Source organism: Nocardioides sp. W7, from assembly GCF_022919075.1.
In the GTDB taxonomy this organism is placed as follows: domain Bacteria; phylum Actinomycetota; class Actinomycetes; order Propionibacteriales; family Nocardioidaceae; genus Nocardioides.
Window position 1 is genome coordinate 4,430,419 of sequence record NZ_CP095078.1, and the last position, 16,310, is coordinate 4,446,728.

General features: G+C 71.9%; 13 protein-coding genes. 5 read left to right on the top strand and 8 right to left on the bottom strand.

Translation table 11 applies throughout. The features are described 5' to 3' along the window. A complete protein-coding gene (locus MUB56_RS20820) occupies positions 1-1,446 on the bottom strand; it encodes an aldehyde dehydrogenase (RefSeq protein WP_244928927.1) in 1,446 nt (481 codons plus the stop codon). 143 nt (positions 1,447-1,589) lie between these two features. Here MUB56_RS20820 and MUB56_RS20825 point away from each other — a divergent pair, with 143 nt between their 5' ends. Both MUB56_RS20825 and MUB56_RS20830 read left to right on the top strand, forming a co-directional pair. Further along, positions 1,590-2,822, top strand: a complete 1,233-nt coding sequence (locus MUB56_RS20825) for an FAD-dependent oxidoreductase (RefSeq protein WP_244928928.1) — start codon at positions 1,590-1,592, stop codon at positions 2,820-2,822. Next, positions 2,819-3,283, top strand: coding sequence for a nuclear transport factor 2 family protein (locus tag MUB56_RS20830; RefSeq protein WP_244928929.1), 465 nt, complete (start codon positions 2,819-2,821; stop codon positions 3,281-3,283). The genes MUB56_RS20825 and MUB56_RS20830 overlap by 4 nt, the downstream gene beginning before the upstream one ends. A gap of 43 nt (positions 3,284-3,326) precedes the next feature. Here MUB56_RS20830 and MUB56_RS20835 read toward each other — a convergent pair whose 3' ends face one another. Beyond that, a complete protein-coding gene (locus MUB56_RS20835; RefSeq protein WP_244928930.1) occupies positions 3,327-4,523 on the bottom strand; it encodes a cytochrome P450 in 1,197 nt (398 codons plus the stop codon). A 113-nt stretch (positions 4,524-4,636) separates the two neighbouring features. Here MUB56_RS20835 and dctP point away from each other — a divergent pair, with 113 nt between their 5' ends. After that, a complete protein-coding gene (dctP, locus tag MUB56_RS20840) occupies positions 4,637-5,908 on the top strand; it encodes a TRAP transporter substrate-binding protein DctP (protein WP_244928931.1) in 1,272 nt (423 codons plus the stop codon). Between the two features lie 29 nt (positions 5,909-5,937). Here dctP and MUB56_RS20845 read toward each other — a convergent pair whose 3' ends face one another. Both MUB56_RS20845 and MUB56_RS20850 read right to left on the bottom strand, forming a co-directional pair. Continuing rightward, positions 5,938-7,062 (bottom strand): nitronate monooxygenase, encoded by a 1,125-nt coding sequence (locus tag MUB56_RS20845; RefSeq protein ID WP_244928932.1) that lies wholly within the window; start codon positions 7,060-7,062, stop codon positions 5,938-5,940. Between the two features lie 2 nt (positions 7,063-7,064). After that, entirely contained in the window at positions 7,065-9,233 is a 2,169-nt protein-coding gene (locus tag MUB56_RS20850) for an acyl-CoA dehydrogenase family protein (protein WP_244928933.1), read from the bottom strand. Positions 9,234-9,302: 69 nt separating this feature from the next. Between MUB56_RS20850 and MUB56_RS20855 the strand changes: the two genes are divergently transcribed. Both MUB56_RS20855 and MUB56_RS20860 read left to right on the top strand, forming a co-directional pair. After that, on the top strand, positions 9,303-9,920 hold the full coding sequence (locus MUB56_RS20855; protein WP_244928934.1) for a TetR/AcrR family transcriptional regulator: 618 nt from the start codon (positions 9,303-9,305) through the stop codon (positions 9,918-9,920). After that, positions 9,917-11,854 carry an FAD-dependent oxidoreductase gene (locus tag MUB56_RS20860; protein ID WP_244928935.1) on the top strand — a complete coding sequence of 646 codons (1,938 nt, stop codon included), beginning with the start codon at positions 9,917-9,919 and terminating at the stop codon, positions 11,852-11,854. Before MUB56_RS20855 ends, MUB56_RS20860 begins: the two co-directional genes overlap by 4 nt. An 81-nt stretch (positions 11,855-11,935) precedes the next feature. Here MUB56_RS20860 and MUB56_RS20865 read toward each other — a convergent pair whose 3' ends face one another. The 4 genes from MUB56_RS20865 to MUB56_RS20880 form a co-directional block, all read right to left on the bottom strand. Beyond that, on the bottom strand, positions 11,936-12,949 hold the full coding sequence (locus tag MUB56_RS20865; protein WP_244928936.1) for an LLM class flavin-dependent oxidoreductase: 1,014 nt from the start codon (positions 12,947-12,949) through the stop codon (positions 11,936-11,938). A 74-nt stretch (positions 12,950-13,023) separates the two neighbouring features. Then, positions 13,024-13,902, bottom strand: coding sequence for an enoyl-CoA hydratase-related protein (locus MUB56_RS20870; RefSeq protein ID WP_244928937.1), 879 nt, complete (start codon positions 13,900-13,902; stop codon positions 13,024-13,026). A gap of 55 nt (positions 13,903-13,957) precedes the next feature. After that, positions 13,958-15,082: an acyl-CoA dehydrogenase family protein gene (locus tag MUB56_RS20875; RefSeq protein WP_244928938.1), complete on the bottom strand. Its 1,125-nt coding sequence runs from the start codon at positions 15,080-15,082 to the stop codon at positions 13,958-13,960. A gap of 23 nt (positions 15,083-15,105) precedes the next feature. Beyond that, the gene (locus MUB56_RS20880) at positions 15,106-16,284 is read right to left on the bottom strand and encodes an acyl-CoA dehydrogenase family protein (RefSeq protein WP_244928939.1); all 1,179 of its coding nucleotides are present in this window, start codon (positions 16,282-16,284) and stop codon (positions 15,106-15,108) included. Positions 16,285-16,310: the final 26 nt, after the last annotated feature.

Consider the following 16,310-nt stretch of genomic DNA (forward strand, 5'->3'; position numbering starts at 1 on the left):
TCAGAGACCCACCGCGATCGACTTGGTCTCCAGGAAGGCACGGAACCCCTCGGGACCCATCTCCCGGCCGATCCCGGACTGCTTGTAGCCGCCGAACGGCGAGCCGTAGGCCTGCGGGACGCCGTTGATGCTGAGCATCCCCGTCCGGACCCGGCGCGCGACCGCGACCGCCTCGTCGACGTCGGGGCCCCAGACGGAGCCGGAGAGTCCGTAGACGGAGTCGTTGGCGATCGCGATCGCCTCGTCGACGGTGTCGTACGCGATGACGGCCATCACGGGCCCGAAGATCTCCTCCTGAGCCACGCGCATCGAGTTGTGCACGTCCGCCAGGACCGTCGGGGTGACGAACCAGCCGCCGTCCAGCTCCGGGGGCAGGGTGAGCCGGCCACCGCCGGTGGCGAGCGTGGCGCCCTCCTGCCGGCCGAGCTCGATGTAGCCGGTCACCCGGTCGCGCTGCCGCTCGCTGACCATCGGGCCGATCTTGGTGCTGGGGTCCATCGGGTCGCCGACCTTCTGGGCGGACACGGCGGCGACCAGCGCCTCCACCAGCTGCTTCTCGATCGAGCGGTGGACCACGACCCGGGTCTGCGCGATGCAGGCCTGCCCGTTGACCATCATCGCCATCGGCAGCAGCCTGGCCACCACGTCGTCGAGGTCCGCGTCGGGCAGCACGATCGCGGCCGACTTGCCCCCGAGCTCGAGGGTGACGCGGGCGATCCGTGCGGCGGCGGCCGCCATGATCACCTTGCCGGCGGCCGAGCTGCCGGTGAAGGCGATCTTGTCCACCTCGGGGTGGTCGACCAGGTGCGCACCCGCGGCCCGGTCGGCGGGGATGATGCTGAGCACGCCCTCGGGCAGCCCGGCCTCGGCGAACGCGTCTGCGAACGCGTACGCGGTCAGGGGCGTCTCCGGCGGGGGCTTGAGCACCACGGAGCAGCCGGCCGCGAGCGACGGGGCGATCTTCAGTGACGGGGTGCTCAGCGGGCCGTTCCACGGGGTGATGGCACCGACCACGCCCACCGGCTCCTGGGTGACCAGGCTCCGGTTCGTGCCGTCCGTGCGGTACTCGTCGTAGGAGAAGTCGCGAGCCATGTCCGCGTAGTAGCGGGTGTGCCGGATCGGGTTGGGCACGTGCGCCATCTCGCTGAACCACAGCGGGCAGCCCAGTTCCGAGGTGATGCTGACCGCCAGCTCCGCGGCGCGCTTCTCCAGCAGGTCGGCGGCCCGGTGCATCACGGCCGAGCGCTCCTCGGGCGCGGCGTTCGCCCACACTCCCGAGTCGAAGGAGGTCCGGGCAGCCTCGACGGCGGCGTCCACGTCGGCAACCCCCGCGAGGGCCGCCTCGCCCACCCGCTCCCCCGTGGCCGGGTTGCGCACCTCGATCGTCTCGCCGCTGCGAGGCTTCTCCCAGCGTCCGCCTATGAACAGCTCGGGGCGTTCGGTCATCGACACCTGAAGAACTCCTTGTGTGGGCCTGCGGGGCATCCTCCGGAGATCCCGGGAGCCGCCGCCGCGCAGGTCGCTCGGTTGCTTTCGATGATAATGAAACATATCTTATGAGGGTGTGACACCGAGCACAAGGGGCCCTCATGACAGCACAGCAGCGAATCGTCATCATCGGCGCCGGCCTCAGTGGCCTGCGCACCGCCGAACGGCTGCGCCGTTCCGGCCACGAGGGTCCGCTGACCCTGGTGGGCGAGGAGGTCCACCCCTCGTACGACCGCCCTCCCCTCTCCAAGGCACTGCTCGTCCAGGACGAGACACCCTCGGCGCCGCCGTCGTTGCGAGCGGAGGAGAAGTACGCGGAGCTCGGCCTGGACCGCAGGCTGGGTCTCCGGGCCACCGCCCTGCGCCCGGCCGATCAGGTCGTCGAGCTCGACGACGGCTCCCGGCTGGGCTACGACCAGCTGGTCATCGCCACCGGGTCCCGGGCTCGCCGCATCGCCGCCTGGGAGCACCACGACAACGTGCACACGCTGCGGACGTTCGAGGACTGCCTGGCCCTGCGCGAGGACCTGCGAGCCGCCCGGCACCTCACGGTGGTGGGCGCCGGGGTGCTCGGCGGCGAGATCGCAGCGAGCGGCCGCGCCCTGGGCCTGGACGTGACCCTGGTCGAGGCGATGTCCGTCCCGCTGGAGCGGGTGCTCGGACCCACGCTGGGCAGCAGCGTCGCGGACCTCCACCGAAGCCACGGGGTCGACGTGCGGCTCGGCGTGGCCGTCGAGCGGATCGAGGGCGACCACCGGGCCGAGCGCGTGCTCCTCGCCGACGGCCACACCATCGAGACCGACGTGGTCGTGGTGGCGATCGGCTCCGTCGCCGAGACCTCGTGGCTCGCCGGGTCCGGGGTTCGCCTCGCCGACGGCGTGGTCTGCGACGCCTACGGCGCCACCGACATCTCACGGGTGCACGTGGTCGGCGACGCTGCCGTCATGGTTCATCCGGGCTCGCCCACCCCGCTCAGGCTCGAGCACTGGACCTCCGCGGGCGACACGGCCGCCGTGGTGGCCCACAACCTCCTCGCCGATCCCGACCAGCGGAGGCCGCTGACCGAGGTCCCGTACTTCTGGTCGGACCAGTACGACGTGAAGATCCAGGGACTGGGCCTGCCGAGCCCCGAGGACCACATCGACGTGGTCGCCGGCGAGGTGGGGGCCCACTCCTTCCTCGCCCTGTGCAGCCGCGAGGGACGGGTGACCGCGGCCTTCGCGATGAACATGCCCGCCCCGCTCGCCCGGTGCCGCAAGGCCGTGGCGGACGGCGAGAGCCTGGACGAGCTGGTCGAGCGGGCGCCGTGGGCGCCCAGGAAGGTGAGCACATGAGCAGCATCGAGCAGCGACTGACCGTGGCGCTGGAGCGGATCGAGCGCCTCGAGGAAGCGGAGGTCGCCCGCAACCACCTGCACGCCTACGCCGAGACCCTCGACGACCCGACCCCCGAGGCGGTGGCCGACCTCTTCACCGAGGACGGCGTCCTGGTGGTGCCGTCGGGTACCTTCGAGGGGCGCGCGGGGATCACGGAGTTCTACCGCTCGCGCCTGAGCCCGGAGGACGGGGAGAAGCGGCACTTCCTGGTCAACCTGCGCACGCGACACCTCGAGCCGGGCCTGGTGGAGGTGGCCTCGTACTTCATCTACACCGGACGCGAGGACACCCGCTCGGCGCTCGGCTGGGGCACCTACCTGGATCGGATCCGGGTGGTGGACGGGGCTGCGCGCTTCGAGCGCAAGCAGATCGTCCCGCACGTCCACACCGACCTGGTCGCCGGCTGGCCCCGGAGCTGAGGATCCCGGGGCCGGCAACAGCCGGCCCCGGGAGCTCTGCACCTCAGGCCACGTCCCACTCCAGCGGCAGCGTGTTCAGCGAGAGCTGACCACCACGCTCGATGAGCTCGGCGCCTTCGCTGAGCCGGTACTCGGGGATGCGTGCGTGCCACTCCCGGAGCACCAGTGCCAGCTCGAGGCGCGCCAGGTGCATGCCCAGGCACCGGTGCGGGCCTGCCCCGAACGCGAGGTGCAGGTTCACCCCGGGACGGTCGGGGTTGTAGGTCGCCGGGTCCTCGAACTTGCGCGGGTCCCGGTTGGCCGAGCCGATACCGAGCCAGGTGATCGTCCCCTTGTCGATCCGGTGGCCGTTGAGGTCGACGTCCTCGGCGGCCAGCCGGCCTGCCTGGATCACGAGCGGGTACATCCGCAGGCACTCCTCGACGGCGTTCGGGATGACCCCCGGGTCGTCGACGATCCGCTGGCGGTCCTGTGAGTTCTCGGCCAGGTGGCGGTAGATGTAGCCGAGCGCGCTGCGGGTCGTGTCGAGCCCCGCCAGCATCAGCGTCTTGCAGATGGTGAGGATCTCGCCGTGAGGGATGGGCTCTCCGTCGATCCGCGCCTCGATCAGGCGTGAGACGAGATCGAGTTCGGGGTCACGCAGGTTGGCGCGCCGGTCCTGCACCGTCGCGTCGAAGTACGCCTCGATCTTGGCGCTCGCGATCTGGGAGGCCTCCTTCTCCGAACCCATGAAGCCGCGGAAGACCGCCTCGACCCAGGGCAGAAACATGTCGGCGTCGGAGAGCGGCACGCCCATCTGCTCGAGGAAGATCTCCGTGGGGTAGCGGATCGCGAAGTCCGCCACCAGGTCGCAGGAGCCCTTGGGCTGCAGCTCGTCGAGAAGTGCGGTGACCCGCTCCAACGCGAAGGGGGTCATCCGCTTGACTGCGGCGGGCGAGAAGAACGGGTTGATCACCTTCCGGACCTTGATGTGCTCCTCACCGTCGAGCATGTTCGGAATGATGTCGATCTGCCGCGGCACGTTCATCGCGTTGGTGACCTCGCACGAGAAGGCCGGCGACTGCAGCGCCGCGCGCACCTCGTCGTACCGCGTCACCATCGTGAAGTCCCAGGGCATCGAGTCGTTGACCAGCAGCGCACCGTCCTCGCGCTCGCGGTCCAGCACGGTGTAGTGACCGAGGGCCGGACGAGGCTGGAGGTAGTTGGTGTGACTGACCGGACAACCGCTCTGCTGCGTCATTTTCGCTTCTTCCTTCAGCTGGCTGGACTCGCGCAGTCAACCATTGCCTGCTAATGATGACAATGGTAGAACGTAATCTCCGTCACATCACCTGAAGAACGAGGGCTACCTGCATGCCGTCTCATCGCTCCCGCACCACGTGGCTCACGACGTTGGCCCTGCTACCCGCCCTGGCTCTGGCGAGCTGCGCCTCGGACCCGGACACCGAGACCGCGAGTGGCGAGGGCGTCGAGCACGGCGCGTCCAAGGCGGAGTACGCCGAGGCGTTCGCCGACGTCGACCCGATCGTCCTCAACACCCAGACCCCGGCCCCCAAGGGCTCGGTCACGGGTTCCTACATGGAGCTCTACCTGGAGGCGATCGAGGAGTGGTCCGACGGGAAGATCACCTTCGAGACCGCCTACTCCAACGCGATCGCCCCGCCGGAGGAGATCGACGACGCCCTGGCTGACGGCCGCCTCGACCTCGGCCTCGTCCTGCCGATCTACGAGCCGTCCGAGTACCCGGCCAACGCGGCCCTGATGGAGGTGTCGGTGCTCTCCGACCACGCCCCCGTCACCGGCACGCTCCAGCACAACGCCTGGCCCAACCAGCTGGCTTTCGACACCCCCGAGATCCTCTCGGAGTTCGCCGACCACGACATGAAGCTGATGCTGCCGTTCTACACCTCGGGCTCGAACGCACTGCTGTGCTCCGAGGCCCGGAGCGACCTGGGCTCGATCAAGGGGGCACAGGTGAGCGTCGGGGGCGCCTCGGTCGGCGTGCAGGCCTCGGGACTGGGCGCCAGCCCGGTCTCGGTGCAGTACACCGAGCTGTTCGAGAGCCTGGAGCGCGGGGTGATCGACTGCTCGATGACCAGCATGAACGTGGCCGTCCTCGGCGGCATCATCGAGGCCGCACCCCACGTGGCCCTCGACCCGGAGGTCGGCCTGGCCCTCTCCCCCGGGGCGATGGCGATGAGCCAGGCCACCTGGGAGTCGCTGCCGCTGGCGGCACAGCAGCTGCTGTGGGACCGGTTGGACACCTTCGTCAAGGGCAACGTCGCGGACAAGATCTGGACCAGCACGGCGCAGGCCTCGGCCGCTGTGATCGACGCCGGCGGGTCGTTCAGCCCCCTGGCTGACGACGCACGCAAGGCGCTCGAACGGACCAACGAGGAGATCCTCACCAAGCTGGCCGGGTCCGGAGCGGTCGCCGACGGCGAGGCCTTCGTCGAGGCCGCGCGCGAGGCTTCGGACACGTGGCGGTCCAAGGTCGGCGAGCTGGGCTACGAGGACGAGGTCGACTACAACGAGTTCGGGACCTGGTACACCCCGGAGAAGGTCGACGCCGAGGCGTACGCCGAGTCGTTCTACGACGAGATCCTGCTCCCCCACCGGCCCTGAGCCGGCGGTGCCGTCGCCTGGGTCGGGGCTCAACCCTGCGCGAGCAGGGAGAGCTCCACCAGGCGGCGGCGACAGCCCGCCACGATCTCCTCGGTGATCTCCTCGGCCGAGCGCAGCTCGCCGAACGAGCCGACGACCTGGCCGACGAAGAAGGACTCCAGCTCCCGGGCCCCGGCGTGGCCGGTCTCCGCGGCACGGTCGATCTCGGTCCAGGCGTCCTTGGCGAGCAGCACCTGCTGCTGCATCGGCAGCGGGACCGGGGCCCCGGGGCGCTCCCAGGCCTCGTGCCAGGCGCTGCGCAGCTGCCGGGCCGCCTTGCCGGTGCGCGAGCGCGAGCGCACGGTGTCGGCGCTGGTCGCCTCGACGAACTTCTGCTTGACCACCGGCGTCGTGATGTCCTCGTGGCTGTTGAGCCACACGGAGCCGCACCACACGCCACTGGCCCCGAGCGCGAGCGCCGCGGCCATCTGCCGCCCATCGGCGATCCCGCCGGCCGCCAGCACCGGTGCGTCCCCGGCCAGGTCGACGATCTCGGGCGTGAGCACCATGGTGGCGATGGTGCCGGTGTGGCCGCCTGCCTCGGTGCCCTGGGCGACGAGCACGTCGACGCCGAGCTCGAGCTGAGCCACCGCGTGCTTTCCGGCGCCGACCAGGGACGCCACCGGGATCCCGTGGGTGCGTCCCCCGTGGAGCATCGCGGGCGGGGGCGTGCCGAGGCCGTTGGCGACGAGTGCCACCGGGTGCGCGAAGGTGACGTCGAGGATCTGCTGGACACCCTCGGGCGACAGGCCCTGCACGGTGTCGTCGGAGGCGCCGGTGCCCTGCGCCAGGTCCGGGGCGTCGATCCCGTGCTCGGCGAGCAGGTCCTGGACGAACCGCACGTGCCGCTCGGGGATCTGTGCACGCAGCGCCGCCAGCAGGTCGGCGCCGCCCTCGGTGGCGGGGGGCACGAGCAGGTCGACGCCGTACGGGCGCCCGCCGGCCTGCTGCCCGATCCAGGTCAGCTGGGCGTCCAGCTCCTCGAGCCGGTACGCCGTGGCCGCGAAGACGCCCAGGCCGCCTGCCCTACTCACGGCTGCCACCACCCCCGGTGAGCGGCTGAAACCGACCAGCGGATGGCGGATTCCGAGTATCTCGGTGAGCACGGTCTTCATGGTCACTCCCTCGGCAGGCCCAGCGCACGGGCGATGATGCCGCGCTGGATGTCGTTGGTGCCGCCGCCGATCACGTACATCGGGGCCACCCGGAGCGCGGCGTCGAAACTGACCGCGCCGGCGGCCTGCGGCGAGTCGGGCGTGCCCGGGGCCAGCGCCCCGGCGGGACCGAGCAGCTCGATCGACGCCTCGGCCAGCTCCTCGGCCAGCTCCCCGCTGAGCACCGCGGCGACCGGTCCGACGGTGCGCGCCTCGGCGCCCTCCATCGCCCGCGTGGCGCGGACCACCAGGACGCGTGCGGCCTGGAGGCGGGCGGCCAGGGAGGAGAGCCGCGCCAGATCGGCGTCCGCCACCTCGTGCGGGGCACGGCGCAGCACCGTCAGCAGGGCGTCCAGGTTGCGTCGCATCGTGGCCGCCACCCCGCCCATCACCACCCGCTCGGCCGCCAGGGCGTCGGTGATCACCTTCCAGCCGCCGTCGACCTCACCGACGCGGGCGGAGTCGGGGACACGGACTCCGTCGTAGAAGACCGTGCAGGAGATCTCACCGGAGAGCGCGACGTGCGGCTGCACCTCGATGCCCGGCGTGTCCATCGGGACCAGGAAGATCGTGATCCCGGCGTGCCGTGGCGTGGCGTCGGGGTCGGTGCGCACTGCGAGCCAGACGTGGCTCGCCGTCTGGGCCCGGGTGGTCCAGCTCTTCTGCCCGTCGATCACCCACTCGTCGCCGTCGCGGACCGCCTTGGTGCGCAGGGAGGCCAGGTCGGAGCCGGCCTCCGGCTCGGAGTAGCCGAGGCAGAACGCCATCCGGCCCTCGCGGATCAACGGCAGGAACGCCTCCTTCTGCTCGGGCGTCCCGTGCCGCAGCAACGAGTGACCGAGCAGCATGGTTGCGCTCATCGCACGGTCGACGGGTCCGCCGGCGTACTTCAGCTCCTCGTGCAGGACCACCTGCTCCTCGGTGCTGGCCCCGAGCCCCCCGTCGGCCTCCGGCCACCCGAGGGCGAACCAGCCGAGCCTGCTCATCTCGGCGCGCAGACCCTCGGGGTCGGTCACGCCGTCGGTGGTGTGTCTGGCCAGCTGGGCATGCACCTCCTCGCGGAAGGACTCGGCCCGTTCCCCGAGGTCCAGGCGCGGCAGGCTGCGTCCCTCGTGCACCAGCGCCCGGGCGACGGCGTCCCGGGCACCGCGGGCGAGCAGCAGCTTGTCGGCATGCACCCGGCGGAAGAGCCAGGAGGCCTCGTGCTCCTCGAAGAACCCGATGGCGCCGAGGGTGTGCTGGGCGCCGAAGCCGATCCCGGTGGCGGTGTCGACGACCAGTCGCACCGCGAGGTCCACGGCCAGCCCGGCGACGTGGCCCGTGTCGGCGTCGGCGGCTTCCGCGAGCGCGACCTGGACGGCCTGGTCCACCAGCGCGGTGGCGGCCATGACGTCGATCTCGGTCGCGGCGGTCCGCTGCTGGACGGCACCGAAGGCGCCGATCGGCTTGCCGAACTGGCGGCGCACGACGGTGTGGGCGACCGCGAGCTCGTGCATCCGTGCGCCGGCCGCGACCGCACGGGCCGCGACCGCGAGCCGCTGCGCGTCGAGGAGGACCCGGAGCCGGGCGGGCTCCACCTCGACCTGAGCGACCGCGTCGCCGGTCGAGATGCGCACCCAGGCGGGCACCGCCAGACCGTCCTCGTAGGCGGCGCTCGCGACCGGGCGCAGCTCGCCACGACCGGACGCACGGTCCAGGACCAGCACGTGGGTGGCGTGCTGGGCGCCCTCGAGCGGGCCGAGGCCACCGGCCCCGTCGGGCGCGACCTCGGAGAGCACCACCCGCAGCTCGCCCTCCCCGACCCGGGCGGCGAGCTCCTCGGGCAGCACCTGGATGGCGACGTAGGCGTCCGCGAGCGGGAGCGGGCAGGCCCGCTTCCCCAGCTCGCGGGAGGCGGCGACCAGGAAGTCCAGGGCGCTCTCCGAGCCGAGCTCGAACCAGCCCTGCTCGGCGGCCGCCTCGTGCAGCTTGAGCAGGTCCCCGGTCGGGGCGGCGACCGCGTCCGGCCACAGGCCGGCTCCGGCGCTTCCGAGGGTGCCGGCCACCGAGGTGGCGAAGTCACGGACCGCCTCCTGCTGCGCCTTCCGGGCGTCGTGGTCAGACCGTTGACTTCCTGAACGATTCTCGTACATGATCATAGATAGTGGGCGCCGGAGGGCGACACTGTCAACCACCTGGGAGCTGCCGATGCCGAGCCGCCGATGACCAGCGAGCGCCGCCCCGAGCGCGTGGGTCGCCCCCGCGACCCCGACGTGGACCGCCGGGTCGAGGAGGCCGCGCTCACCCTCTTCGCCCGCCGGGGGTGGGCCGGGTTCAGCATCGAGGCGGTCGCCCGCGAGGCAGGGGTCGGCAAGGCCTCGGTCTACCTGCGGTGGAGCAGCAAGGAGGAGCTGCTCACCGACGCGGTCGCGCACGCCTTCGACCCGATCGCCGAGATCGACACCGGCCGGGTCCGCGACGACCTGCTCGCGCTGGCCGAGCTGCTCCTCGACCTCTACGAGGGCCGGCACGGTCTCGCCGCGCGTCGGATGACCGTGGAGTCCGAGGTGACGCCCGGCATCGCCGAGCGCTGGCGCGACGTCCGCGCCGCCCAGGTCGCGGCCGCCCGCCGCATCGTCCGGCGCGCGGTCGACCGCGGGGAGCTGCCGGCGGACGCCCCGGTCACCCTCATCATCGACACCCTCTGCGGCGCGGCCATGCTCCGGCCCGTCGCCGTCCCGGAGCGGCTTCGTGGCGCGGCGGACGCCGCCCGCTCGCGCTACGCCCGCGAGCTCGTCGACTTCGTCCTCGCCGCCACCCGACAGGAGACCACCGCATGACCTACGAGCACCTCTTCACCCCGTTTCGCCTCGGCCCCGTCGAGCTGAAGAACCGGGTCGTGCTGCCCCCGCACGGCCACGTGGTCTCCAGCCTCTGGGGCACGGACGAGGAGGCGGAGCGGCACATCGCCTACTGGGCGGCCCGGACCAGCGCCGGCTGGGTCGACGGCGTCTCCGCGCACGTGCGCAACATCCTCCCGCCCGGCTTCGAGCCGACCGGCGTCGGCGCCCAGGTGCCCGGCCACTTCCGGCAGCCCTGGTTCGTGGACCGGGTGGGGCGCCTGGCGCAGGCTTTGCACGCCGACGGCACCGTGCTGACCGTCCAGATGATCCTCCAGGGCGGCATGCCGCACGGGGCGTCCCCGACGCTCAGCGGACCGGTGATCAACCTGGTGCCGCACCCCCTGACCGCCGACGAGATCGACTGGTTCGTCGAGGAGTACCGGCACGGCGCCGAGCAGGTGCGTGCCGCCGGCGCGGACGGCGTGGAGATCCACCTCAACCACGACGACATGCTCGAGTACTTCATCTCCCCGCTCACCAACCAGCGCACCGACGAGTACGGCGGCTCCCTGGAGAACCGGCTCCGGTTCCCGCTGCGGGTGCTGCGCGCCGTGCGCGAGGCGGTCGGGCCCGACAAGGTGGTCGGCGTCCGGCTCAACCTGCGCGAGGAGGAGCCCGGCGGGTACGACGTCGCCGGCGGGGTGAAGATCGCCCGCGCGCTGGAGGCGAGCGGCGTCGTGGACTACCTCAGCTGCGCGATCGGCAGCCCGTGGGGCAACCCCAGCTACATCCAGTCCCACCACCACAAGGCGCTCGACTTCGCCCACCTCGCGGGGGAGGTCAGGAAGGCCGTCTCGCTGCCGGTCGTCTACACCGGCCGGGTCACCTCCCCCGAGGTGGCCGAGCAGGTCCTCGCCGCAGGTCACGCCGACCTGGTCGGGATGGCCCGGGCGCACCTCGCAGACGCGGAGCTGCTCCGCAAGGCCCAGGGGGGACGGGAGGAGGAGATCCGCCCCTGCGTCGGCGGCAACGAGTGCATCAGCAGGCTCCTGATGGAGAAGCTGACCTTCTCCTGCGCGGTCAACCCCGCCGCCGGGCGGGAGAGCGCCCTCCCGGACCCGACGACGCGCCCCCGCCGGGTGCTGGTCGTCGGCGGCGGGCCCGCCGGCATGGAGACCGCGGCCCTGGCCGCCGAGCGCGGCCACGAGGTCGAGCTCTGGGAGGCCACCCCCCGGCTGGGCGGCCAGCTCGCGGTCGCCACCAGGGCCCCGAAGTACGACGACTACGCCGACTACCTGGCCTACCAGGAGCGCCGGCTGACCCGCGTCGGCGTCGAGGTCCGGCTCGCCCGGCGGGGCACCGGCGAGGAGGTCAGGGCGCACGGCGCCGACACCGTGGTCGTCGCCACCGGCGCCACCCCGCGCTTCCCCGGCATCCCGGGCGAGGAGCTGCCGCACGTCCACCAGTCCGTGGACGTGCTGACCGACACGCCGGAGCTCGGCCGAGATGTGCTGGTGGTGGCGTACGACGACCACCTGGCACCGCTGGCTGTCGCCGACTTCCTCGGCGAGCGCGGCCACCGGGTGACGCTGGTCCACGGCACGTCGACGCCGGCGCCGCTGGTCAGCCGCTACCTGCTCGGCTCGGCACTGGGCCGCCTCGACGAGCACGGCGTCGAGATCCGCACCAGCGAGCAGGTCAGTCGGATCGAGGAGGGACGCGTCGTCGTCCGCCACGTCTACTCACACCGGGAGCGCACGCTGGACGGCGTGGACTCCGTGGTCCTCTCCTGCAGCGGCACCCCGGTCGCCGGTCTGCACGACGAGCTGCTGGCCGCGGGCGTCGAGTCCCACGTGCTCGGTGACGCCTACGCCCCCCGCCGCCTGGTCTGGGCGACGCGTCAGGCGTACGAGCTCGTCGGGACCTGGTGATCCGGGACCGCATCCCCACGCACACGACAGGACCCCCGGCCGCCGGCCGGGGGTCCTGCTGCGTCGGGGCGATGCACGGCCTCAGGTGAAGTGCGGCAGCACCTCGTTCTTGAACTGCTCGAGCGTGGCCAGCATCCGGTCGGTCTCCAGGGTGTACCACTGCATCCGCAGGATCACCTTGGTGATGCCGATCTCCTCCAGCTCCTTGAGCGACTCGACCGCGCCGGCGGGGTCGGTGAAGAGGTAGGACTTGTCGGCCACGTCCTCGAGACCGTCCTGGCCCTTGAGGTGCCGGTAGGCGTCCGTCTTGTCCGGCGCCTCGAAGGCGGAGTACGCCGCGGTGTTGGCACCGCGGGCGGTCAGGCCGACGTCGCGGGCCTTCTCGGCGTCGGGGTCGAGGACGAGCTCGCGGCGGACCACGACCTCCGGGGCCCGACCGCGGCCGAGTCTCTCCCGCTCCTCCTGGTAGTAGGCCAGGATGGTGCGGAGCTTCTCGGGCTCCGCGTGGGGCGGCACGATCCACGCGTCGCCGAGTTTGGCGGCGCGCCGCGCCCCGGCCTTGTGCACACCGGCGCCGACCCAGATCGGCGGACCGCCGGCCTGGACCGGCGGGATGCCGATGCTCTCGCCCTTCACGGTGAAGTGCTCGCCGGAGAAGTCGACCTCCTCCCCCGACCACAGGGCGCGGATGAGCTCGACGCCCTCCTCGTAGCGGCCGACGCGGTCGTCCATCGAGAGCCCGAAGGACTCGTACTCGTTGCTGCGGTAGCCCATGCCGAACCCCGCCACGGCGTGGCCGTTGCTGATCTGGTCGAGCGACGCGAACTGCTCCGCCACGTCCACCGGGTGGTGCAACGGGAGGATGAACATGTTGGTGCCGAGCATCATGTCGCCGGCGTGCTCCGCGAGCGCGGCCAGGATCGGCACCGGCTGGAAGGTCTGCATGTTGCCGAGGTAGTGGTTGAGCACCCAGACCGAGGAGATGCCAGAGGCACTGGCGGCACGAACCTGCTCGCGCAGCTCTCCCATCCTGGACGCAGGCGAGACCTCCGAGGGGAAGTCGTTCTGCAGGGCGAGGCCGAACTTGAGGGCCATGGTTCCTCCGGTGTGCTGGACGGGTGTGGCTGGCGGGCGCCCGGGTGGGTGCCGGGTGAAGTGGAGCGGGTGGGTCAGGTGCGGAAGGGACCGTCGCGCCAGGCGAGCGCCTCGCGCAGCCCCTGGGAGCCGGAGATCTTCCCGAACTCGACGCTGGCCGGGGTCACGTGGAAGAGGGCGTCGAACTCCGCGCCCTCCAGGGCGCCGAGCCGCATCCCCATGATCTCGCCCCACCGGTTGATGACGCTCTTGTGCAGCGTCAGGGCGTCGAGCGGGACCAGCGCCATCCGCTGGCACAGCGCCATCGTGGCGTCCCCCAGCTCGGCGGCGGGGAAGACCTTGTTGACGATCCCGAGCCGCTGGGCCTCGACGCCGTCGACGGTGTCGCCGGTGAAGAAGAGCTCCTTGGCGCGGGCCAGGCCGATCTTCTGCGGGAGCAGGCCCAGGGTCGGCGGGATGCCGAGGCCGCGGCCGGCCGGGTGGCCGAACTTCGCGTCCTCGGCGGCGTACACGACGTCGGTGGCTCCGATCAGGTCCAGCCCTCCGGCCAGGCAGTGGCCGTGCACCTGGGAGACGATCGGCTTGCGGTAGCTCATCATCGCCAGCCACCGCTCGATCCCCTCGCGGACCCGCTCGCGGTCGAGCACCGCGGAGGACTCGCCCAGCTCGACCATCGGGCGGGAGCCGGGCTCGGGCGTCTCGACCTGCTCGCCCGAGGAGGGGGCCATCTTGTAGATCGACGACCCGCTGCCCATGTCGTAACCGGAGCAGAACCCGCGCCCGGCGCCGCGGATCCGGATCACCCGGACCGAGTCGCCCGGCTTCAGCTCCGCCAGCGCCGCCTCCAGGTCGTCGCGCAGCTGCGGGCTCAGGGCGTTGATCCGGTCGGGCCGGTTGAGGGTGATGGTGGCGACGGCACCCTCGGTCTCGACCTCCACGGTCTCGTAGGTCATCGCGTCGTCCTCTCGTCGTGCCGGTCGGTCCGGTCCGGGACCGCCAGGTCGCGACTCATGCGGTCTGCTCGGCGAGACGTCGTCCGATGCGGCGCAGCTGCTGGTTCCCGGATCCGAGGGTGAACTCCACCCACTTGGCCATCCGGTAGCAGCGGTGCAGCTCGTAGTCGAGGTCGATCCCCATCCCGCCGTGGACGTGCTGGGCGGTGTGCACCACCCGGTGGCCTGCGTCCCCGGCCCAGAACTTCGCCACTTGCACGGCGTCGTGGGCGTCCAGGTCGGCGTCGAGCCGCCAGGCCGCCTGCAGGGAGGTCAGCCGCATGGCCTCGACGTCGATGTAGGCGTCGGCGAGCCGCTGCCGGACCGCCTGGAAGGTGGCGAGCGGCTGGCCGAACTGCTCGCGCCCCGAGGTGTACGACGCGGCGAGCCGCAGCGCGCGGCCGGCGACCCCGGCGGCGATCGCGGTGAGCGCGGCGGAGGCGTGCAGCACCACGTCCTCGAGCGGGGAGTCGTCGCCGACCGCGCCGAGCACGTCCTCGGCGCCGACGCGCACCCCCTCCAAGGTCATCCGGCTGGCGGGGCGACCGGCGACGGTCTCCTGGTCCTCCAGAGTCACGCCGTGGGCCGTGGGGTCCACGAGCAGGACCGCGGTGCCGGGCCGGTCGGCGAGCCGGGCGGTGACCAGCACCCGGGTCGCCTCGGAGGCGAGAGTGACCTGGGTCTTGGTGCCGGTGACCTCCCAGCCGCCGCCGACCGGGGTGGCGGTGGTCGCGGGTCGCAGAGGGTCGCTGGAGCCGGGCTCGAGCAGCGCGCCCGTCAGGTGGCTGTTACCGGCGACGAGCCCCGCGAGGAGCCGCTGCTGCTGGTCGGGGCTGCCGTGCCGGACCAGGGGCAGGGCGCCGAGGACGACGTCCTCCCACAGGGGCACCTGCGCCACGTTCGCGCCGACCGCGAGCAGCACGTGGTGCAGGTCGAGGTAGCCGAGCCCGGCACCGCCCAGCGCCTCGGGAACGACCGCGCCGACGAGTCCCGCGTCGGCCAGGCGGCCATGGGTCTCCAGGTCCCACCACCGGCCGTCGCGGGCCAAGGCGCCGAGGTGGTCGGGGGTGGACAGGTCGTCGAGGATCTCGGTCGCCAGGTCGCGCAGCGCCTCGGCGTCGGGGCTCAGGGTGAAGTCCATCGGTGTCTCCTTCTGCTCCGCGCTCAGCGTCGCTGCTTGGGCAGGGACAGGCCGGTGCGCGCGATGATCTCCCGCTGCACCTCGTTGGTACCGCCGCCGAAGGTCATCAGCACGGCCCAGCGCATCGCCGACTCCAGGGACTCGCGGAGCTCCGCGCCCGGCGACCCGTTGACCAGCAGGGAGTCGGACTCCATGACCTCCATGAGGAGCCGGAACGCCTCGACGTAGAACTCGGTGCCGAAGACCTTCACCGCGCTGGCGTCGGCGGGCCGCACCTCGTGGCCGTCGGTCTCCCAGGCGACCTTCCAGTTCATCAGCTGGAGGAACTCCAGCTTGGCGTGGACCCGGGCCAGGTTGAGCTGCACCCACTCCTCGTCGAGGAGACGGCGCCCGTCGTCGGTCCTGACCCCGGCCGCCCACTCACGGACTGCCTCGAGCTTGCGGGAGACCGCACCGACCGGGGAGATCGCCACCCGCTCGGCATTGAGCTGGGAGGTCATCAGCCGCCAGCCCTCGTTCTCCTCCCCCACGCGGTTGCTCACCGGGACGCGGACGTCCTGGTAGTAGCCGGCGCTGGTGAAGCCGCCGCGCAGGGTGTGGATGGGCGTCCAGCTGAAGCCCGGGTTGTCGGTCGGCACGATGATGATCGAGATGCCGGAGTGCTTGGGGGCGTCGGGATCGGTGCGGGTGGCGAGCCACACGTAGTCGGCGTGGTGGATCAGGGACGTCCACATCTTCTGGCCGTTGATCACATACTCGTCGGCGTCGCGCACGGCCCTGGTCTTGAGCGACGCCAGGTCGCTGCCGGCGCCGGGCTCGGAGTAGCCGACGGAGAAGTGGATCTCGCCGGAGGCGATCCTGGGCAGGAAGAACGTCCTCTGGTCGTCGCTCCCGAACGCCATCAGGGTGGGGCCGACCGTGTTGAGCGTCAGCCACGGCATCGGGACGCCGAGGTGCTGGGTCTCCTCGAAGAAGATGTAGCTCTCCACCTGGGACAGTCCGCGGCCGCCGTACTGCTCCGGCCAGGAGACGGTGAGCCACCCGTCCTGCCCGATGCGCCGGATGACCTCGCGGTAGGCAGGGTCCTCGGCGTCCTCGTAGTTGTCGAAGGCGGCCCGGACCTCGGGCGTGATCAGCCGGCGGAAGTAGTCCCGGATCTCCCGGCGGAACTCCTCCTGCTCGCGCGTATAGGAGATGTACACCCTGGTCCTTACTGTCCTCGGCACTA